At 51.4% G+C, this 21319-nt stretch carries 22 protein-coding genes; 10 read left to right on the forward strand and 12 right to left on the reverse strand.

From position 1 onward, the window contains the following. Positions 1–110 precede the first annotated feature (110 nt). Both G4551_RS15550 and yohP read left to right on the forward strand, forming a co-directional pair. Positions 111–845: a class I SAM-dependent methyltransferase gene (locus tag G4551_RS15550; RefSeq protein ID WP_003840136.1), complete on the forward strand. Its 735-nt coding sequence runs from the start codon at positions 111–113 to the stop codon at positions 843–845. 70 nt (positions 846–915) lie between these two features. Next, entirely contained in the window at positions 916–999 is an 84-nt protein-coding gene (gene yohP, locus G4551_RS24135) for a small membrane protein YohP (RefSeq protein WP_015572324.1), read from the forward strand. A 68-nt stretch (positions 1000–1067) separates the two neighbouring features. Here yohP and dusC read toward each other — a convergent pair whose 3' ends face one another. From dusC to mhbT, 6 genes are all read right to left on the reverse strand, one after another. Continuing rightward, positions 1068–2006, reverse strand: a complete 939-nt coding sequence (gene dusC, locus G4551_RS15555; protein WP_003840134.1) for a tRNA dihydrouridine(16) synthase DusC — start codon at positions 2004–2006, stop codon at positions 1068–1070. 61 nt (positions 2007–2067) lie between these two features. Then, positions 2068–3261, reverse strand: a complete 1194-nt coding sequence (locus G4551_RS15560; protein ID WP_003840133.1) for a 3-hydroxybenzoate 6-monooxygenase — start codon at positions 3259–3261, stop codon at positions 2068–2070. A 14-nt stretch (positions 3262–3275) separates the two neighbouring features. Then, positions 3276–3920 (reverse strand): maleylacetoacetate isomerase, encoded by a 645-nt coding sequence (maiA, locus tag G4551_RS15565; RefSeq protein ID WP_003840131.1) that lies wholly within the window; start codon positions 3918–3920, stop codon positions 3276–3278. A gap of 8 nt (positions 3921–3928) precedes the next feature. After that, positions 3929–4630 (reverse strand): fumarylacetoacetate hydrolase family protein, encoded by a 702-nt coding sequence (locus tag G4551_RS15570; protein WP_003840128.1) that lies wholly within the window; start codon positions 4628–4630, stop codon positions 3929–3931. 15 nt (positions 4631–4645) lie between these two features. Continuing rightward, on the reverse strand, positions 4646–5683 hold the full coding sequence (gtdA, locus tag G4551_RS15575) for a gentisate 1,2-dioxygenase (RefSeq protein ID WP_003840127.1): 1038 nt from the start codon (positions 5681–5683) through the stop codon (positions 4646–4648). 11 nt (positions 5684–5694) lie between these two features. Beyond that, positions 5695–7053 carry a 3-hydroxybenzoate transporter MhbT gene (gene mhbT, locus G4551_RS15580; protein WP_003840125.1) on the reverse strand — a complete coding sequence of 453 codons (1359 nt, stop codon included), beginning with the start codon at positions 7051–7053 and terminating at the stop codon, positions 5695–5697. A 126-nt stretch (positions 7054–7179) separates the two neighbouring features. Between mhbT and G4551_RS15585 the strand changes: the two genes are divergently transcribed. The 8 genes from G4551_RS15585 to preA all read left to right on the forward strand — a co-directional run bounded on the left by G4551_RS15585 (position 7180) and on the right by preA (position 14143). Further along, positions 7180–8088 (forward strand): LysR substrate-binding domain-containing protein, encoded by a 909-nt coding sequence (locus G4551_RS15585; RefSeq protein ID WP_003840122.1) that lies wholly within the window; start codon positions 7180–7182, stop codon positions 8086–8088. A gap of 131 nt (positions 8089–8219) precedes the next feature. Continuing rightward, the gene (locus G4551_RS15590) at positions 8220–8618 is read left to right on the forward strand and encodes a CidA/LrgA family protein (protein WP_003027379.1); all 399 of its coding nucleotides are present in this window, start codon (positions 8220–8222) and stop codon (positions 8616–8618) included. Then, on the forward strand, positions 8615–9310 hold the full coding sequence (locus G4551_RS15595) for a CidB/LrgB family autolysis modulator (RefSeq protein ID WP_003027380.1): 696 nt from the start codon (positions 8615–8617) through the stop codon (positions 9308–9310). The genes G4551_RS15590 and G4551_RS15595 overlap by 4 nt, the downstream gene beginning before the upstream one ends. Before the next feature lie 148 nt (positions 9311–9458). Then, positions 9459–10343 (forward strand): cytidine deaminase, encoded by an 885-nt coding sequence (cdd, locus tag G4551_RS15600; RefSeq protein WP_003027381.1) that lies wholly within the window; start codon positions 9459–9461, stop codon positions 10341–10343. A 134-nt stretch (positions 10344–10477) separates the two neighbouring features. Continuing rightward, on the forward strand, positions 10478–11197 hold the full coding sequence (gene sanA, locus G4551_RS15605) for an outer membrane permeability protein SanA (RefSeq protein WP_003027383.1): 720 nt from the start codon (positions 10478–10480) through the stop codon (positions 11195–11197). 2 nt (positions 11198–11199) lie between these two features. Further along, positions 11200–11439, forward strand: coding sequence for a DUF2542 family protein (locus tag G4551_RS15610; protein ID WP_003027385.1), 240 nt, complete (start codon positions 11200–11202; stop codon positions 11437–11439). Between the two features lie 233 nt (positions 11440–11672). Then, positions 11673–12914, forward strand: coding sequence for an NAD(P)-dependent oxidoreductase (locus G4551_RS15615; protein WP_003840117.1), 1242 nt, complete (start codon positions 11673–11675; stop codon positions 12912–12914). Next, the gene (gene preA / locus G4551_RS15620; RefSeq protein WP_003027389.1) at positions 12908–14143 is read left to right on the forward strand and encodes an NAD-dependent dihydropyrimidine dehydrogenase subunit PreA; all 1236 of its coding nucleotides are present in this window, start codon (positions 12908–12910) and stop codon (positions 14141–14143) included. The genes G4551_RS15615 and preA overlap by 7 nt, the downstream gene beginning before the upstream one ends. Positions 14144–14200: 57 nt before the next feature. Here the strand turns inward: preA and mglC are convergent, their stop codons facing one another. The 6 genes from mglC to folE form a co-directional block, all read right to left on the reverse strand. After that, positions 14201–15211 carry a galactose/methyl galactoside ABC transporter permease MglC gene (gene mglC / locus G4551_RS15625; RefSeq protein ID WP_003027393.1) on the reverse strand — a complete coding sequence of 337 codons (1011 nt, stop codon included), beginning with the start codon at positions 15209–15211 and terminating at the stop codon, positions 14201–14203. A gap of 15 nt (positions 15212–15226) precedes the next feature. Then, complete coding sequence (gene mglA, locus G4551_RS15630; RefSeq protein ID WP_003027396.1) at positions 15227–16747, reverse strand: galactose/methyl galactoside ABC transporter ATP-binding protein MglA; 1521 nt, start codon at positions 16745–16747, stop codon at positions 15227–15229. Positions 16748–16818: 71 nt separating this feature from the next. After that, complete coding sequence (gene mglB / locus G4551_RS15635) at positions 16819–17817, reverse strand: galactose/glucose ABC transporter substrate-binding protein MglB (protein WP_003027399.1); 999 nt, start codon at positions 17815–17817, stop codon at positions 16819–16821. 292 nt (positions 17818–18109) lie between these two features. Continuing rightward, the gene (gene galS, locus G4551_RS15640) at positions 18110–19135 is read right to left on the reverse strand and encodes an HTH-type transcriptional regulator GalS (protein ID WP_003027402.1); all 1026 of its coding nucleotides are present in this window, start codon (positions 19133–19135) and stop codon (positions 18110–18112) included. 144 nt (positions 19136–19279) lie between these two features. Further along, a complete protein-coding gene (gene yeiB, locus G4551_RS15645; RefSeq protein WP_003840115.1) occupies positions 19280–20437 on the reverse strand; it encodes a DUF418 domain-containing protein YeiB in 1158 nt (385 codons plus the stop codon). Between the two features lie 14 nt (positions 20438–20451). Further along, positions 20452–21120 carry a GTP cyclohydrolase I FolE gene (gene folE / locus G4551_RS15650; RefSeq protein ID WP_003027410.1) on the reverse strand — a complete coding sequence of 223 codons (669 nt, stop codon included), beginning with the start codon at positions 21118–21120 and terminating at the stop codon, positions 20452–20454. Positions 21121–21319 lie beyond the last annotated feature (199 nt).

A 21319-nucleotide genomic window follows, 5' to 3' on the forward strand; every position in this document is an offset into this window, starting at 1 on the left:
AGTTACGCGTGGCAATACATCTTTGGCAATAAAAATATAAAATCAGAAAAATATACACCTCGCGAATAATATAGGTTAAATAGTTTTAATAATTAATGGATGGAGATTTTATGTCACAGAATATCTATGACGATCCTGAGTTCTTTGCCGGATATGCCACGCTGGATCGTTCAGTAAAGGGGCTCGACGGCGCGCCAGAATGGCCGACAATACAAGCGATGCTCCCCTCTCTTCAAGGAAAAAACATTCTTGATTTGGGCTGTGGATATGGCTGGTTTTGCCGCTACGCACGCGATAATCAGGCTGCCAGTGTAGTGGGACTGGATATTTCACAAAAAATGTTAACTCAGGCGCACAGTATGACGCAGGGTAATGGCATCGTTTATCAGCGTGAAGATCTCGAAACGCTTACCTTGCCCCCAAATTCCTTTGATCTGGTTTATAGCTCGCTTGCCCTGCACTATTTGCACGATATAGAACGATTATTCGTAACCATTTACCAGTCATTAACACCGGGAGGTATGTTGGTTTTCTCTGCTGAGCATCCAATTTATACCGCACCGCTTAACCAGGGCTGGATCAAAGATAAAACCGGGCAACTCTCCTGGCCGATTAATCATTATCAGCAGGAAGGTGAGCGCATCAGTAACTGGTTTGCTGAGGGCGTCAAAAAACAGCATCGTAAGCTGGCGACCTGGATTAATGCGCTGATTGGGGCCGGATTCGACATGGTTTGTGTCGATGAATGGGGACCTTCCGCGCAACAGATTGCTGAAAACCCAGCGTTAGATGAAGAAAAAGAGCGGCCGATGGTGTTTCTGCTCAGCGCACGTAAACCTGCATAACAGCGCCTCCAGGCAGAATGATTAATACTTTCCTATACTCAATCTGAACTTACCAAAAAAAGGAAAGTTAATGAAAATTCTGCTGTGGGTTATTCTGATTATTTTTCTGATTGGACTGTTGGTGGTAACAGGCGTGTTTAAGATGATTTTTTGATATTGCTGCCTATCAGCCAGTCCGGATAAGGCATTAGCATTTAATCCGGTCTGGCGCATCAGCTGTGTTCAAAGGGTAATAGCCTGAATCGCACGCGCGATATCCGGCGAATTGTTTAACGCACGAATTTCCTGAAACAGCGCGGTTGCCTCTGAATATTCTTTTCGCAGATATCCTAACCACTGCTTAATCCGCGCTACATGATACAGCCCGGTGTCCCCCTGCTTTTCAAGACGGGTATATTTTTGCAACAGCGTCACGACATCAGGCCACGGCATACGCGGCTCGTTGTATTTCACCACGCGGCTCAGGTTTGGAATATTTAATGCGCCACGTCCTATCATCACCGCATCACAGCCGGTGATAGCCATGCAATCCTGAGCACTTTGCCAGTCCCAGATTTCGCCATTCGCGATAACCGGAATGGTAAGCCGCTGGCGAATCTCACCGATCGCCTGCCAGTTGATATATTCGGCCTTGTAACCCTGCTCCTTGGTTCGGCCATGCACCGCCAGCTCGCTGGCGCCAGCCTGCTGGACGGCATCAGCAATTTCAAACTGCCGATCGCTGTTATCCCAGCCCAGACGCACTTTCACCGTCACCGGGAGATGAGCCGGGACCGCCTCGCGCATAGCTTTTGCGCCCCGGTAGATAAGCTCAGGATCTTTCAGTAACGTTGCGCCACCGCCGCTGCCGTTCACCAGCTTCGACGGACAACCACAGTTCAGATCGACACCGTACGATCCCAGTTCTACCGCGCGCGCGGCATTCTCCGCCAGCCACTGCGGATACTGTCCTAACAGCTGAATGCGAACCAACGTGCCGGATGGCGTCCGGCTGTTGTTATGCAGTTCCGGGCAGAGTCGATGAAATACTTTTGCCGGCAGGAGCTGATCCACCACGCGCACAAACTCGGTGATGCACAGATCGTAATCATTCACTTCAGTCAGCAGCTCGCGCACCAGTGAGTCGAGCACGCCTTCCATCGGCGCCAGTAAAACACGCATATCGTCACCCGCAAAAAAAGAGGCGCTATGGTAGCGCCTCCGTTCGGGAGATTAAAGAGGCTCAACGTGGCAGCAGGCAGTTATCTTCTTTCCAGCCGTATAACCATTCCATACCGCGATAAAATTCCGCCTGCGATTTGTCTTTCCACAACAGATTACGCACCTGACGCTCGACACCTGCGGCATGGTAGACGCGTCCCATTTCTCGCGTTGACCAGACGATGCGTGCGGTACGCGGAATACGCACCGACTCATACAGCGCAAAGGCATCAGCCGCATCGCCGTCACACTGCTGTAACGCTTTACCTAGCGTGACAGCATCTTCCAGCGCCATACAGGCTCCTTGCGCCATATATTGCGCCACCGGGTGCGCGGCATCTCCCACCAGCGTGATGCGGTCGGTTCCCCATTTCTCTACCGGCTCACGATCGGCGGTTGACCAGCGCCGCCAAGACGTCGGTTTATCCAGCATCTGACGGGGGCGTGGATGAATACCCGCAAAATAGGAGAGCACTTCCTCTTTGCTACCATCCTTCACCCCCCACTCCTCCTGCTGACGACTGTGGAAGGTCACCACCAGGTTGTACTGTTTGCCGCCGCGCAGTGGATAGTGCACCAGATGACAATGCGGTCCGGCCCACAATACCGGCGCGTTAATGCGCAAATCTTCCGGCATATCATCGCAATCAATCACGGCGCGATAGACCACGTGCCCGGTAACCCGTGGAGCATCGCCAATCAGAGACTGACGAACAACCGATTTTACACCGTCACAGCCCACCAGAATATCCGCCGTCCAGTTGTTGCCGTGCTCGTCAAATACCGTCACGTCATTCTCTGTCTGGCGAATATCAACCACATTAGTTGAAGTGCGATACTCAACGTTAGGATGCACCAGCGCCGCTTCCCAAACGCTGGCGTGAATATCAACTCGATGGATAACCGCATAAGGACCGCCAAAGTGATCGCGGAACGCCTGCCCGGTTTCAATCCGTACTACCTCTTTCGCATTTACCGCATCCATCATCGTGATGTGGTCGGTAAAAACGGCGCGTTGACGGGCAACTTCCCCCACGCCAAGGCTGTCCAGAGCAGAGAATGCATTCGGCCCGAGCTGAATACCTGCGCCAATTTCACCAATCTCGTGCGCTTTCTCCAGCAACATCACTTTAATGCCCTGACGGGCCAGCGATAGCGCGGTCGCCGCGCCGCCAATCCCGCCACCCACGATAATTGCGCGTGTCACTTTAGCCATTGTCGTTCTCCTTATCAGGCTGGAATTTTGTCTTGTTGATTCTCGGGCGCGGCGGCGATAAACGCCGGAAGCTGGGTACAGGCATCATATACCGCCTGACAGCGCGGATATCCGCTCAGATCGCAACCCATCCGCAACGCATTTGCCCACTGCGGGATCAGACAACAATCCGCCAGCGTCGGTGCGTCCCCCACGCAAAACGTCCCCGAGTGACTCTGGCGCAGCATTTGTTCCACCGCGCTTAACCCTTGCTGGATCCAGTGCGCATACCAGCGTTTTTTATCTTCTTCACTGACTTTTAACTCTTCGCTCAGGTAGCGCAGTACCCGCATGTTATTTACGGGATGGATATCACAGGCGATGGCATAAACAATTTCCAGCACCTTACTGCGCGTCGGGAAGTCAGCAGGCAGCAGCGGCGACTGCGGAAAGTGATGATCCAGCCAGTCGGTTATCGCCAGAGACTGCCCGAGTGATTCTCCGTCATCGGTCACCAGCGTAGGCACCAGCCCCAACGGGTTCATCCGCCGGTAGGCCAGTTCGTTCTGCTGACCAATGCGAATATTGACGCCCACCGTTTGGTAATCGAGCCCCTTCAGCGCCAGCGCAATGCGTACACGATATGACGCGGAGCTATTAAAGAAACTGTACAGCTTCATTATCCACCTCAGACAATCTTCACGGCGATGGGGGTTAAACCGTCTACGTTTCCGGTGATCACATCCCCTTTCACTACCGCCCCTACGCCTTCGGGTGTACCGGTGTAGATCAGATCGCCTGGCTGCAGTTCGAAAAAGCCTGACAGATAGCTGATGGTTTCATTCACAGACCAGATGAGGTGGCGAATATCGCTACGCTGGTGATCGTCGCCGTTGACCTGCAACCAGATTGGCGCATGGTTAACATCCACACTTTCGCTGGCTTTATGCAACGGCGCGATGGGCGCGGAGAGATCAAACGCTTTGCCGATTTCCCACGGACGCCCCATCTGACGCATCTCCATCTGCCGGTCACGGCGGGTCATATCCAGACCGGTGGCATAGCCCCAGATATATTCGTGCGCTTTTTCCAGCGGAATATCGCTGCCCTTTTTACCAATCGCCACCACCAGCTCTATCTCATAGTGATAGTTATCGGTCTGCGATGGGTACGGCAGTTCAAGGATCTGACCAGCTGCCACCGGGACTACTGCATCAGCAGGTTTACAGAAGAAGAACGGGGGTTCTCGATCCGGATCAAAGCCCATTTCACGCGCATGAGCGGCATAGTTACGGCCCACACAGTAAACGCGGCGCACGGGAAATTGTTCATCGCTGCCAACCACCGGAACGGTAACAGGCGCTTGTGGTTCGAATACATATTGCGTCATTTTCTTTCTCCCAAATTAATAGCGTGCTTCGCGGAACAGCCCCAGCGCTTCCTGAACCGGTCTGTCCGAAAAACTGAATAAGACGGTATCTTCGTGGGTCTGGAACGACACGCCGTGCCAGGTCGGCACCACAAAAATATCTTTTGGCGAAAAGTTGAAGGTCTCGTTACCGATGGTGACCTGCCCACTTCCTTCCACCACGTGATAGATAGTGCTGTCAGTGGTACGCGCCATTCGTGAGGAAAAGCCCTGCGGCAACAGTTGCAGGAAGGTTCCCATCGAAGGCATGGGATAACCGCCGGTTACCGGGTTGACGTAACGCATCTTGTAACCGTCCCACTCATCGGCGTCGCCCATACGGGTCAGGTCATGTAGCGCTTCACGGCTGCGATCGTAGCGATAGTTAAAAATCGGCGATGAGTTACCCTTCTGATGACGCAGCGGCAACATATTGGCCGCGTAGCGCGGTAAGTAATCCCCTTCCTGGCGCGTGACCGGCTGCTGATCTTCCGGGTAGTCTTCCGCAAAGCCGCAGCCCAGCAGGTTCACCAGCGGCAAATCCAGACCGTCCAGCCACACCACCGGTTCACTGCCCGGGTTGCCGTGATCGTGCCAGCGCCACTGCGGCGTCAGAATAAAATCGCCTTCATGCATCTGGGTGCGCTCGCCATCCACGGCGGTAAATGCCCCTTTCCCTTCGACAATAAAGCGCAGTGCAGACTGGTTGTGGCGGTGACTCGGCGCAACCTCGCCCGGCATAATTAACTGCAATCCTGCGTACAGCGTTGGAGTGATTGAAGACTGTCCGCGCAACATTGGGTTTTCCAGCACCAGCACGCGGCGAATCGCCTCTTTCGCGCCAATCAGATCGCCACTTTCTAACAGCAGAGGGCGGATCTCCTGATAGTTCCAGTACGCAGGCGCGCAATGTGCGTTCGGTGTTGGCGGCACCAGGCGGTGCAGCGACTCCCACAGAGGGGTCAGATTCTGCCCGGAAATATGCTGGTAAAACTGCTGACGGCTGTTCTTAACATCCTGATTCAGTTCAGACATAGGGATTCTCCTTATTCATTCACAACACCTGCGCGAGGCAGAGTATTTGAGGCAGAGGCCGACTGGCGGATAACAACCGTCAGCAGCATAAGTATCACCGCGCTGATGGCCGCCGGGACGGAAATAATGAAAAACAGGTTATCGAATGAGAAATTCATCGCCATCATCACGCCGCCAGAAAGCGAGCCGACAATCGCGCCGCAGCGCCCCACCGCATTAGACCAGCTGACGCCCGTCGCCCGGCTTTGTGTCGGATATAGCGTGGCGGTTAACGCATTTAGACCAACCTGAGAACCGCTGATACCAATGCCGGTGCCAAAAATAGCCAGAGCCATCAACCACAGACCGTTCTCGCTCAGGCCAATCATGACGATGCACACTGCGCCCAGTGCATAACTCACGGCCAGCACGCGGAAAGGATTGTATTTATCCATCAGCATGCCCAGCGCCAGCGCCCCCAGCGTTCCTCCAATCTGGAAGGCGGCAGTTACCCATGAGGCATGCTGCAGATCAATTCCACGATGGTTTAACAGCGTTGGCATCCAACTGGAGAGCAGATAAATAATCAGCAAGCTCATAAAGAACACTACCCATAGCATCAGGGTAATGGGCAGCTGTCGCCCGACGAACAGCTGGCGAATGCTTCCTTTAGCAATCGCTGTGTCCTCGTTGAGATAAAAATGGGTAGTGTCATAACGTTCCCGGGTGATGGCGCTAACGGTTCTGGCAATCACGTTTTGCGGCAGTTGGCGACGAACCTGCCAGCGCGGGGATTCCGGTAGCGCAAACAGCAGAGCCACAAACAGCATGAGTGGTAGAACGCCTCCCAGCACCAGAATGCCGTGCCAGCCAATAACCGGCACCAGTTGCGCGCTCACAATTCCACCCATCGCCGACCCCAGGGTAAATCCACAAAACATCATAGTCACCAGCGCGCCACGCCGCCGCGCTGGCAGGTACTCTGACGTCATGGTGATGGTATTTGGCATCGCGCCGCCCAAACCTAACCCGGTAAGAAAGCGCAAAATAACCAGCGTTTGTAGATCGGGAGAAAAAGCCGAAATCAGGCTCAGGGCGCCGAACAGCGCCACGCAGAGTTCAATCACCCGTTTACGGCCAAAACGGTCAGACAATGGGCCGCAGAGCAATGCGCCAGCGGTTAGCCCCAACAGGCCTGCGCCAAACAACGGCGCCAGATCGCCGGCAGTCAGCTGCCAGTGAGTACGAATGTCGGGAGCGATAAAGCCAATAGCTGCGGTATCAAATCCGTCAAGCATGACGACCAGAAAACAGCAAATGATAACGCGCCACTGGGTCTTACCGACGGGAGCGGAATCGATCAGTGCTTGTAGATCACGTTGATGAGTCATAGTGAATGCCTCAGTGCAGGTAGAGTAGATGTCTGTTTTGTTTTGGGTATGTTGCGACTTTGTATGTTTGGAGATGAAATGTACAATGGCTTTTCATGCAGAGGCATAACCTGGAGGTTATAGCAAATGGCAAATTGGGCGCAGAAACTTAAGTTGCAACACCTGCAAACGCTTATCGCGCTGGGCGAACAGGGAAACCTGACTCACGTCGCACGGATGATGAATATCACCCAGCCAGCGTTGTCAAAATGGTTATCACAGCTCGAAGATGAGATTGGCATCACCCTCTTTGAACGTCACAGCAAAGGCTTGCGTCCTTCCGAAGGCGGCAAGCTGTTACTGCAGCATGCCCAACGCCTGCTCAATGATATGGAACGTTCGCAATATGAAATCGCCCGTTTTAAGCAAGGCGGCCTGGTGGGAAGTCTGAAGATTGGCTGCTCACCCGTAGCGACCGACTGCGTTTCACTGGCAATACTGGGTTTGCTCAAAGAGTTGCCAACCCTGAACCTTAATATCGAAGAGAAAGTGATGACCCCGCTGCTGCACGATCTGCTCGCGGGTTCGGTGGATGTCGTCGTCGGTCGCGTCGGTGGCCGGGCGCTTCAGTTGCCGCTCAATTACCAGGTGCTGTATACCGAGCCGGTCTGTTTCGTCGCCCGTCCCGATCATCCCTTGGCAAAATATCCCTTGCTCACCTGGCACGATCTGGCGAACTGGCGCTGGATTGTCTGGCCGACAGGAACCCCTATCCGGATAAGCATTGATAATGCGCTGGTTGATAACGGCGTCATGTTGCCGGAAAACATCATTGAATCGGCGTCGATCAACGTCAGTACCAACCTGCTGCAAAGTAGCGATATGATCTCTATTCTTTCTTTGCGTCTGGCACAACGGTATGCCGCCCAGGGACAGCTGGCTATTCTGAATCTGCCGAAGATTGAACAAAAAGGCAGCGTCGGCGTATTCTGGCGCAACAACGAAACACCTACTACCGCCCTGAATCGTTTTTTGTATTATCTGGCACAGGCTTAGCGCGGAGAGTTAGGGCCATCGCCCGATGTTCCAGATATCTATTTCCTCTATGCTTAGAATTCATGATGTGATCGGTAGCACGTTTTTAAGTTTAATTGTATGATGAATCAGTCTCGTCAAGGGTTTCAACTATGAGCAAAGCACTGAACGTTATCTGGCAATATTTGCGCGCATTCGTCCTGATTTATGCCTGCCTCTACGCAGGTATTTTTCTTGCGTCGCTACTTCCTATCACCATTCCGGGCAGCATTATCGGCATGCTGATTCTGTTTGTCTTACTGGCTTTGCAGGTGTTACCGGCAAAATGGGTTAACCCTGGCTGCTACGTGCTGATTCGTTATATGGCCCTGCTGTTTGTCCCGATTGGCGTGGGGATCATGCAGTACTTTGACCTGCTCCGCGCACAATTTGGTCCGGTAGTGGTGTCCTGTACCATCAGTACGCTGGTCGTTTTCCTGGTGGTGAGCTGGAGCTCGCACATTGTGCACGGTGAACGCAAAATCGTTGGGCAAAAAGGGTCTAAAGAATGATGTCGTATATCTGGTGGTCGTTACCTCTTACGCTGGCGGTATTTTTTGGCGCACGTAAGCTGGCTGCACGATTTAAAATGCCGCTATTGAACCCGCTGCTGGTTGCCATGGTGGTGATTATTCCCATTCTGCTGCTGACCGGCATTCCCTACGATCACTATTTCAAAGGCAGCGAAGTACTGAACGATTTACTGCAACCTGCCGTGGTCGCGCTGGCCTATCCGTTATACGAACAGTTGCACCAAATTCGCGCCCGCTGGAAATCAATCATTGCTATCTGTTTTGCCGGGAGCGTTGTGGCGATGGTAACAGGTACAACAATCGCTTTGTTGATGGGCGCATCACCGCAAATTGCCGCGTCTATCATGCCAAAATCGGTCACCACGCCTATCGCTATGGCCGTGGGAGGCAGTATTGGCGGCATTCCGGCTATCAGCGCCGTATGCGTTATTTTTGTCGGTATCCTCGGGGCAGTATTTGGTCATACGTTGCTTAATGCGATGCGCATTCGCACCAAGGCCGCTCGGGGGCTGGCAATGGGCACCGCGTCGCACGCCCTGGGTACCGCACGCTGTGCAGAACTGGACTACCAGGAAGGCGCGTTTAGTTCTCTGGCGCTGGTTATTTGCGGCATTATCACCTCGTTGGTTGCCCCATTCCTGTTCCCGATTATTCTGGCGGTGGTGGGTTAACCTTCATTTTTTAGCTATTTATTTGCGATGCGTTGCACATTTTTCATTTAAGTTTCATAAGTTGCATACGTAATGGGATTTAGATCACATATAAAGCCATAACAGGTCCGTAAACTACGATTCCATTACATTGTTATGAGGCATCGCCATGCATCCACGTTTTCAAACTGCTTTTGCCCAACTCGCGGATAACTTGCAATCAGCCCTGGCCCCTGTTCTGGCGGATGCGCATTTCCCCGCCATGCTGACTGCTGAGCAGGTCTCTTTGCTGAAACGCGAATCGGGACTGGACGAAGACGCGCTGGCATTCGCTCTGCTGCCGCTGGCTGCGGCCTGCGCACGTACTCCACTGTCCAATTTCAACGTTGGGGCTATTTCTCGCGGCATCAGCGGCAACTGGTACTTCGGTGGGAACATGGAGTTCCTGGGCGCGACCATGCAGCAAACTGTTCATGCCGAGCAAAGCGCTATCAGCCACGCCTGGCTGCGCGGTGAAAAAGGGCTCGCCGCCATCACCGTCAACTACACGCCGTGCGGCCACTGTCGCCAGTTTATGAACGAACTAAACAGCGGACTGGATTTACGTATTCATCTGCCGGGACGTGCGCCACACGTACTACGCGATTATCTGCCAGATGCCTTCGGCCCGAAGGATCTGGAGATTAAAACGCTGCTGATGGACGATCAGGATCACGGCTTCGCACTGCAGGGCGATGCGTTGACCCAGGCAGCAATCACCGCTGCCAATAGATGTCATATGCCGTACAGCAAATCCCCAAGCGGCGTGGCACTGGAGTGTAAAGATGGTCGTATTTTTAGCGGCAGCTATGCTGAAAATGCCGCTTTTAACCCAACCCTGCCACCACTGCAAGGCGCGTTGAACCTGTTGAATCTGAACGGTTATGATTATCCAGATATCCAACGCGCCGTGCTGGCTGAAAAAGCCGATGCGCCGTTAATTCAGTGGGATGCGACATCTGCCACGCTGAAAGCACTGGGCTGCGACAATATAGAGCGCGTGCTACTCGACTAAGTCGTGTTGCCCGATGGCGTAACGTCATCGGGCAACAGTGACTAAAATCCCCTCAATCAGATTACTGTTTCTTGCGCTACGTCTTCCGGTACAGTAGCCTGATTGAAATTCCATCCAAATAACGAGTTTTCTGCATGTTAAAGCGCGTGTTTTACAGCCTGTTAGTCCTGCTGGGCTTGCTGCTTTTGACTGTGCTTGGACTCGATCGGTGGATGAGCTGGAAGACTGCTCCCTACATTTACGACGAACTGCAGGATTTACCCTACCGCCAGGTAGGAGTGGTTCTGGGCACGGCGAAGTATTACCGCACCGGCGTCATCAATCAGTATTACCGCTACCGCATTCAGGGCGCATTGAACGCCTATAACAGCGGGAAGGTAAACTATCTGCTGTTAAGCGGCGACAACGCGCAGCAAAGCTACAACGAACCCATGACGATGCGTAAAGATCTGATTGCCGCAGGCGTCGATCCCGCTGACATCGTGCTTGATTACGCCGGGTTCCGAACGCTCGACTCCATCGTGCGTACCCGTAAGGTGTTCGATACCAACGATTTCATCATTATTACCCAGCGATTCCACTGTGAGCGTGCCTTGTTTATTGCGCTCCATATGGGTATCCAGGCCCAGTGCTACGCCGTACCTTCGCCAAAAGATATGCTCACCGTGCGGGTACGTGAATTTGGCGCCCGTTTTGGCGCACTTGCCGATCTCTACATTTTTAAACGTGAACCCCGCTTTTTAGGCCCACTGGTCCCTATCCCTACCATGCATCAGGTACCGGACGATGCACAGGGATATCCGGCAGTCACGCCTGAACAACTGCTCGAATTACAAAAGAAACAAGGAAAATAAGCATGGATGTACAAACCCTTTTCGTCGTGTTGGCCTTTCTGCTCATTCCCGTGTTTTGTTTTCGTGAAGCCTGGAAAGGCTGGCGCTCGGGAGCCGTAGATAAAATTAAAAAGAATGCGCGCGAACCGGTTTTCGCTTATCGCAATCAAGAGCCGCTGCAATTTTGGTCTTACGTACTGGTTTATGCTGGATGCGGGTGCTTATCCTTCGGTATGGTTATTTACTTAGTTTTTTATCGATAACGCATTTGCCTTTATATTAGCGTTTGAGAATAGCTAATATTTTGATAATAGTTACCATTTCAAGATAAGGGATTAATGCTGCCCGTCAGCATTTCCCTCAAACTATCTTCTATTTGTGAATCCTTTCACAGAATACTCTTCCTGCAGTGCTTAGCCTTAAGAATAGCCTTTCACTTTTTATATTTTGTTATTAACGGTTTGCCTTAATTTACTCAAGCATTAAGGAAGAAAATATGCCACAACAAAATTATCTGGATGAGCTCACGCCTGCTTTTACCCCATTATTAGCAATAAAAGAGGCTTCCCGCTGTTTATTATGTCACGATGCCCCCTGTAGTCAGGATTGCCCGGCGCAAACCGACCCGGGGAAATTTATTCGCTCCATTTATTTCCGTAATTTTAAAGGCGCAGCCGAAACTATCCGCGAAAATAATGCGCTCGGTGCGGTGTGCGCTCGAGTTTGCCCAACCGAAAAATTATGCCAGCGCGGGTGTACGCGTTCAGGAATTGATAAACCTATCGATATTGCGCGTCTGCAGCGCTTTATTACCGATTTTGAACAGCAGACCGCGATGAAAATCTATCAACCGGCAACAAAAACGCTGGGCAAGGTCGCCATTATCGGTGCAGGTCCGGCAGGATTACAGGCCAGCGTAACGCTGAGCAATCTTGGTTATGACGTAACCATCTTCGAAAAACAGGCTCAGCCAGGCGGCTGGTTGCGCTATGGCATCCCAGAGTTTCGTTTGCCGCATTCGGTTTTGGATCATGAAATTGCCCGTATCGTTGAAATGGGCGTGACCATCAAGTGCAATTGTGAAGTCGGCAATGCCCTTTCCGTTGAGCAACTCAAAGCAGAATATCGCGCCGTACTGGTTACCCCAGGTATGTCTTACGGCTCAACATTGCCTCTTTTTGAGAAAGCGAATCACGTTGAAATTGCCGTCGATTTTCTGCAAAGAGCCCGGCAATCAATCGGAGATATTACCGTCGCCAAAAGTGCATTGATCATCGGCGGTGGCGACGTGGCGATGGATGTCGCCAGTACGTTGAAACTGCTGGGCTGCCCGTCAGTCACCTGTGTCGCGCGTGAAGAACTGGCTGATTTTCCGGCCAGCGATAAAGAATTCAGCAGCACCCAGGCATTAGGCGTGTCGATTATTGACGGTTTCACGCCCGTGGCGGTAAGCGGAAATCAAGTTACCTTTAAGCACGTACGCCTGCCAGGCGAACTCATGCTAGAAGCCGAGCACATTATTCTTGCCGTCGGTCAACACGCTCAGCTTGATAATTTCGCCACGTTAAAGCCACAGCGCAATCTAATCAATACGCAAAACTACCAAACTGCTGATCCGGCTCTGTTTGCTGCGGGCGATATTGTTGAAGGCGATAAAACGGTCGTTTACGCCGTGAAAACCGGAAAAGAAGCCGCTCAGGCCATTCATCACTATTTAGAGGGAGCTTGCTCATGTTAACGAAAGATCTTTCTATTACCTTTTGCGGCGTCAAATTTCCCAACCCGTTCTGCCTCTCTTCCTCCCCGGTGGGCAACTGTTATGAAATGTGCGCCAAAGCCTATGATAGCGGTTGGGGCGGCATTGTTTTTAAAACGATCGGTTTCTTTATTGCGAATGAAGTTTCCCCACGTTTTGACCATCTCAGCAAAGAAGATACCGGCTTTATTGGCTTCAAAAACATGGAGCAAATTGCCGAGCATCCGCTGGAGGAGAATCTGGCTGCTATTCGGCGACTGAAACAAGACTACCCGGATAAGGTTCTGATTGCGTCGATCATGGGGGAAAATGAGCAGCAATGGCAGGAACTGGCCCGCCTGGTTGAAGAAGCGGGTGCAGATATGATCGAGTGTAACTTCTCCTGCCCGCAAATGACCTCGCATGCTATGGGCAGCGATGTAGGACAAAGCCCTGAGCTGGTTGAAAAATACTGTCGGGCGGTTAAACGCGGTTCGTCCCTGCCAATGCTGGCTAAAATGACACCAAATATTGGTGATATGTGTGAGGTGGTGCTGGCGGCAAAACGCGGAGGAGCCGACGGTATCGCGACCATCAATACGGTTAAATCCATCACTAATATCGACCTGAACAGGAAAATCGGGATGCCGGTCGTCAACGGTAAATCTAGTATTTCCGGCTACTCCGGCAAGGCCGTTAAACCTATTGCTTTGAGATTTATCCAACAACTACGCATGCACCCTGAACTGCGGGATTTTCCGATTAGCGGCATTGGAGGAATTGAGACCTGGGAAGATGCCGCCGAGTTTTTACTGTTAGGCGCGGCCACGCTGCAGGTGACCACCGGGATCATGCAGTATGGATATCGGATTGTGGAGGACATGATCAGCGGGCTGTCACATTATCTCGCCGATCAAGGGTTTGACTCACTGGAGGAGATGGTGGGTCTGGCCAATGCCAATATCATCCCCGCCGAGGAGCTTGACCGTAGCTACATTGTCTATCCGAACATCCATCTTGATAAATGCGTCGGCTGTGGTCGTTGCTACATCTCCTGCTATGACGGCGGGCATCAGGCGATGGAATGGAATGAGGAAACCCGTACACCGCACTGCAATACGGAAAAATGTGTGGGATGTTTATTGTGCGGTCACGTTTGCCCGGTAGCCTGTATTGATCTGGGCGAGGTGAAATTTAAACCCGGAGAGAAAGAACATGCGTTAACGTTGTAACGCAGATAAAAAAGCCCGGTGCAGGTTGCGCTGCACCGGGCTTTTTACATTGTACGATTACTTCTTACGCGCGTACTTCAGTGAGTCCAGCGCGACCGCGAAAATGATAATGCCGCCCTTGATAATATACTGCCAGTAAGGGTTTACGCCGATGTAGGTCAGACCGTAGTTGATGACGGTGAAGATAATCACACCGGTCACCACGCCAAACACGGTACCTACCCCGCCGCTGAACGACACGCCACCAACCACGCACGCCGCAATCGCATCCAGCTCATACATAAAGCCGAGGTTGTTGGTCGCCGAGCCGATACGCCCGGCTTCCAACAAACCACCGAAGGCATAGAACACGCCAGATAACGCATAGATAATCAACAGGTTCAGCGCAACGTTTACCCCAGACACTTTTGCAGCTTCCGGGTTTCCGCCGATGGCGAAAATGTTTTTACCGAAGCGGGTCTTGTTCCACAGCACCCACACAAAGGCCACGGCAATCAGCGCGTAGAAGGTGATGTAGGAGAGTCGGAAACTGCCCAGTGCAATAAAGCCCTGTGCAAAGGTTGAAAATCCGCTGTCAAAGCCAGAGATTGGCGATGCGCCGACGAAGTCGTAGTACAGGGAGTTGATCCCGTAAACGATAATCATCGTACCCAGGGTGGTAATAAACGGCGTCACGTTCAGGTAAGCAATGATAATACCGTTCACCAGACCGATAATGGCACCAATCACGCAGACAATCAGCACCACTACAATTATCGGCATCGTCGCCATTTCCGGGAACACCTTGTTGGCATTCTCCATCGACTGCAACAAAGTCGCTGCCACCACTGCCGCCAGGCCAACCTGACGCCCCGCCGACAGGTCGGTCCCTTGGGTAACAATCAGTCCAGCCACACCCAATGCGATAATAATACGCACCGAGGATTGCGTGAGAATATTACTCAGGTTCAGTAAGCTTAAGAAAGTGGGATCCTGGAAAATAATAATCGCCAGCAAAACCAAAAGAACAACGTAAATTCCGCCTTCTTTCAGGTAAGTAAGAAAACTTTTCTTATTTAACGCACTCATGAGGAGCCCCTAATCTTAAAGGTGCAAAGACGCAAGACGGAGGATTTCGTTTTGCGTTGTTGTTTTAGTGTCAACAATTCCGGCAACGAGACCATTGCTCATCACCAGAATACGATCGGTAATACCCAGCAGCTCCGGCATTTCAGAGGAAATAATAATAATCCCCTTATCCTTTTTCGCGAGTTCGGCAATTAACTGGTAAATTTCAAATTTCGCGCCAACATCGATTCCACGCGTCGGTTCATCCAGCATCAGAATTTCTGGCTGCGTTAATAACCAACGACCAATAACCACCTTTTGCTGATTACCGCCAGAAAGTGAACCAATTTGCGTACGGTGGCCCGGTGTTTTCACCCTCATGGAGTCAATTACCCACTGGGTGTCACTCTTCATGCGGGAATTATCCAACAGACCGACTTTGTTTTTGTAATTTTGGATATTAGAAATTAACGAGTTAAAACCAATGTCCAGATACGCATAAATACCGGTTGAGCGGCGCTCTTCCGTGACCAGCGCAAAACCATGGTTGATGGCTTCATTTGCACTGTGGTTATTAATCTTTTTGCCATGTAGCGTAATCGTACCCGATGATTTCTCACGAATACCAAAAAGCGTTTCAACAATATCCGTGCGTTTTGCACCCACCAGACCGGCAATCCCGAGAATTTCCCCTTTGTGTAAATCAAACGAGATATCACGAATCGACGGCTGACGCAGCGAGGTCAGGTTACGCACTTGCAGAATGACTTCACCAGGTTTGTTTTCTTTATCCGGAAAACGTTGGTTCAGTGAACGCCCTACCATCATGGCGATGATCTTATCCATATCCAGCCCTTCCAGCGGCTGGGTCGCAATCCACTGGCCGTCGCGTAGAACGGTAATTTCATCACACAGCTGGAAAATTTCTTCCATTTTGTGAGAAATATAAACAATACCGCATCCACGCTCTTTCAGCTTACGGATGATAGTGAACAGATGATTAACTTCTTTCTCGGTTAACGATGAAGTTGGTTCATCCATGATGACGATTTTGGCGTCATAGGAGAACGCCTTCGCAATTTCAATCATCTGCATTTGTGAAACGGATAATGTGCCGACGCGCGCACGCGGATCGATATCAATATCCAGTTCATCAAATATCGCTTTGGTATCGCGGTACATTTTTTCCTGATCGACAAACATGCCTTTGGTGGGATAGCGTCCCAGCCACATGTTGTCCATCACAGAGCGTTGTAATACCAGGTTTAATTCCTGGTGTACCATCGAAATACCATTCTCAAGCGCTTCCTTAGCAGAATGAAAATCGATTTCTTTACCCTGAAATAAAATACTGCCGGAATCTTTTTGATAGATGCCGAAAAGACATTTCAATAATGTTGATTTCCCCGCGCCATTCTCCCCCATTAAGGCGTGAATAGAATGCGGGCGGACTTTTAAATTGACATTATCAAGCGCCTTAACGCCGGGGAAGGACTTGTTGATGCCGGTCATTTCCAACAAGTATTCGCCTGACGACTGAGTATGTGTGCTGACCATAATTATACCTTGTTGGCCTTGCAGAGTGCGTTATTAAGGGCGCAATGAAATTGCGCCCACAGACGGAGTATTTACTTATTGGTGAACTCGGCCAGATTATCTTTATCGACACCTACGTACGGAACGCGAACAATCTTGTTCTCAATTTTCCAGTTAGTGCCATCTGCCGCACCTTTGCCATCAGCCAGGTTTTTCGCCAGATCAAAGGTGGCTTTCGCCTGGTTATTAGCATCGTTCAGCACGGTACCGGCCATAGCGCCAGATTTCACCAGCGCCAGTGCTTCAGGCAGGGCATCCACGCCAAATACCGGTACGCTGGTTTTATTGTGTGCCTTCAGCGCTTCAACTGCGCCCATTGCCATAGCATCGTTGTTGGCGATAACGACTTCGATTTTGTTCGCGTTCGGACCGGACATCCACGCATCCATCTTATCTTTCGCCTGAGCGGTATCCCACATTGCAGTATCTAACTGCAGTTGCTCAGTTTTAATGCCTTTGTCGTTCAGCTCTTTAATCACGTAAGTAGTACGTGCTTCAGCATCCGGGTGTCCCGGTTCGCCTTTCAGCAGAACAAACTGAATTTTGCCGTCTTTGTTCAGGTCCCAGTTCGGGTTAGCTGCCCAGTGTTTGGCAATCAAATCACCCTGAATAATACCGGACTCTTTAGAGTCAGTACCGACGTAATACGCTTTGTCATAGCTGTCCAGCGCCTTGCGAGAAGGTTCTTTGTTGAAGAACACGATCGGTACGTTCTGTCCGCGTGCTTTTTCAATGACCGTGCCTGCAGCTGCCGGGTCAACCAGGTTAATCGCCAGTGCTTTAACGCCTTTTGCCAGCAGCACGTCGATCTGATCGTTTTGTTTGGACTGGTCGTTCTGCGAGTCGTTCATCAGCAGTTGTACATCTGGCGCCGCTTTGGCATCTTTTTCAATAGCCTTACGTACCACTGACATAAAGTTATCGTCATACTTATAGATAGTCACACCAATACGGGTATCAGCAGCGTGCGCAGCCGCGCCGAATAACATGCTTGCCATTACAGCAGACAGGGTCAACACCTTCTTATTCATGGTATCTCCGGTTTTATTATGCAGGGTAGTACTTGAGATAAATGCTCGGCAGGCAGAACGTTACTGAAGTGTTACTGAACGCCGAAGTTCACTTTTAAAAATATTTCTTCCGTGTCTGGCAACGCTCCCAAAACAGGCTTTAATTATCGTTTAAGGCAGCTATACCTCGATGAAAGTGATTATTCACCGTTACATAGTAGTTACAGCGCAACAAACAGTGTCATCATAGCTATCGCATTGTTAATATACTGTGAATTTACTCACATATTGAAAGCGGTTACATCGCGCTGCGTTATAAGTTAGTGATCGGTGCCGCATTCTGCCGCAGCGCCACTGAATGGCGACGTACCAGCGTCGGCATAAAGCAATGCGTCGCCTGCGGATCCAACGTGCCAGCCGCGCCCTGTAGTGCAAGTTCCGTCGCCATTTTTGCCATAGAGGCAATGGGATAGCGCACGGTGGTTAGCTGCGGATCGGTGTAACGCGCGATGGGAATATCATCGAAGCCAATGATTGAAAGGTGTAATGGAATAGCGATACCGTTATCTTTTAGCGCTGTCAGCGCGCCAGCGGCCATATTGTCGTTATAAGCGAAGACCGCCGTCAGTTGTAAATTGCGCCCCAGCAATTCCACCATCGCAGACTCTCCGCCCTGCATATCGGGCGAACCGGTGCCGACCCAGCTTTCTGCCGCAACAATCCCCTGCTCTTTCAGAGCAGTTAACCACCCTTCTTTGCGCATGGTGTCATCTTCAATGCGATGGCTTGATGCCAGATAACCGATGCGTTGATGACCATTATTCAGCAACATACGGGTCGCCATTTTAGCGCCGCTGATGTTATCCAGGCAGACGCAACGGTGGGCGTAACCCGGTACCAGGCGATTGATAAGCACCATGCCGGGGATTTGATCCATAAACTCGGCCAGTTCCCGATCGCTCAGTGCTTTAGAGTGTACAATCAGTGCGTTGCAGCGTTGGCGAATCAACACCTCAATGGCATGACGTTCTTTTTCCGCCTCATGGTAGCTGTTGCCAATCAGGACATACTTCTGATGCTGCTGGGCAACCATATCCACGGCTTTTACCAGCGCGCCAAAAAACGCATCTGATACATCCATGACGACAACACCAATCGTGTCGCTTACCTGCGTCGCCAGCGCTTGTGCGTTGGCATTAGGTCGATAGCCAAGCTGAGTGACTGCTTTCATTACCGCTTCACGCGTATCGGGACTCACCAGCGCACTGTTATTCAGTACGCGGGAAACGGTCGCTACAGAAACGCCAGACTGCCGTGCCACATCACGAATGGTTACCATATTCACTGCCCTGTTTTAGATTGCGGCTGCCCGCAGACACCCCAGGCTGGGTATTTTGTCAGCACAATGAAACGGACTGCGTGAGTGATGTCACAGGAATGAAAGCGCTTACATCCATTTTGTTAATGAATGTGATCCAGATCGTTATCTGGATGTTCGCGGTAATGATGTCCCTGCAGCACGCAGGGTTAATTGACGCCACAGCCATTCCACCGGGCCTTGGCGGTAATAACGTAGCCATATCACGGAGAAAAGTAAGTTAATGACCCAGACCGGGATGACGAAATACAGCAGCTCCAGCCGGTCGAATTTCATAAATAAGCCGAATTGATAGAACAGCGTGGTACAGATTAAGGTTTGTAACAGATAGTTGGTTAATGCCATGCGTCCCACACAGGCGACGGCAATGACCCATTTTAAACGGCTAAGCTGCGGCCAGAAACCGTACATCAGCGCGGCGTAACCAATGGTCTGCATCGGCGCTCCCAGCTCTCGCGGGGCTTGTAACAGGAAAGCACACCAGCGGTAGGCCCAGTCCAGATTCCACTGAGCGATAATAGCAGGCAGGTTTATCGCCATCCCAATAATGACCAGCAGCACGCCGGTACGTCGATAGTGCTGCAAACTGTACTGCCCTTTTAGCCAACCGCTGCGCATTAATGCCGCGCCGAGCAGCATCATCCCCGCCAGTTGCCAGCCGTACTGAGCACCCAACGCCAGCAAGCTATTGGACATCATATCCACGCGATTGCTGATTGCTTCCATTCCGCCGTTCACTTTCCAGTATTTTTCATACAGCAACGCTGAAGCATCCGGCGTCCAGGCGCGGCTGGTTTCGCTCCCGGAGATCACACCCAACAGCAGCAGTACGCCAACGCCCACCAGATACAGCAGCACACCAGTGTTAAATAAGCTTTTTACCGACGGCGCATCCCGGATCAGCCGCCAGCAAATCAGGCCGATCAAGCCATATGCCAGCAGGATATCGCCATCCCAGAAGAGTAAACCGTGAATAAAACCCAATAACACCAGCAGCGTAAGCCGTGACTGGATCCAGCGTTTACCGCGTGGGAGCAGCATTTGCAGACCGGCACCGAACAGCAGCGCAAACAGCGTGAGGAATTTTACCTGCGCAAAGAGATCGAGCAGCGCCCAGGTCCAGGCATCGGATAAGGTGATGTCGCCATACCAGGCAGGATTGAGGTATGCCGCCTTTGGCAAGCCAAAGGCGCTAATATTGAGAAGCAGGATACCAAGAATGGCGACGCCACGAATAAAATCCAGCGTGACATTACGCTCCATGGTTCCTGCCCTAATCAGTTGTGATGACGTACTGCGCGCAGGAATTCCTGACGCGTGTTCTGGCTGGACTTAAACAATCCACCAAGAGAAGTGGTGGTGGTCGCACTGGTCGCATCACGAATGCCGCGCGCTTTCACACAGTAATGCACCGCATCAATCGACACCGCCACATTATTCGTCCCGAGCAGCGTTTGCAGCGCGGTGAGAATTTGCTGGGTCAGGCGTTCCTGTACCTGTGGGCGCTGGGCGAAGAACTGCACAATGCGGTTAATCTTCGACAGACCAATAACCGAATCTTTCGGAATATACGCCACCGTCGCTTTGCCATCGATAGTGACAAAGTGGTGTTCGCAGGTGCTGGTCAGCGTAATATCGCGGACCGTGACCATCTCGTCCACCTTCATTTTATTTTCAATGACGGTGATTTTCGGGAAGTTGGCGTAATCGAGGCCGGAGAAAATCTCATCGACATACATTTTCGCAATGCGATGCGGAGTTTCCATCAGACTGTCATCGCTCAAATCGAGATTGAGCAATTGCATAATCTCGGTCATATGGCCAGAGATAAGACGTTTGCGTGTTTCGTTATCCATCTCTTGCACGGGCGGGCGCAGCGGGGTTTCGAGACCACGCGCAACCAGCGCTTCATGAACCAGTGCCGCTTCTTTACTGAGTGATGACATTTCTTCTTCTCCTGCAGGTGGGGCGCCTCTGCCCTGCATGGGGCAAAGTTTTTAGGCTGTATCACAGCCAGAACATTGTGCGTGAGGCGGCGCACATAATCCAGTATTCACCGCGATAATTATTGAAATTGGCACAGCCTTTCAGCTGTAGCAACTTCACTTTCTGTTCAGCCCGGTGACGTCGAGTGTTAATGTAAAG

The organism is Citrobacter freundii ATCC 8090 = MTCC 1658 = NBRC 12681, assembly GCF_011064845.1.
GTDB lineage: Bacteria > Pseudomonadota > Gammaproteobacteria > Enterobacterales > Enterobacteriaceae > Citrobacter > Citrobacter freundii.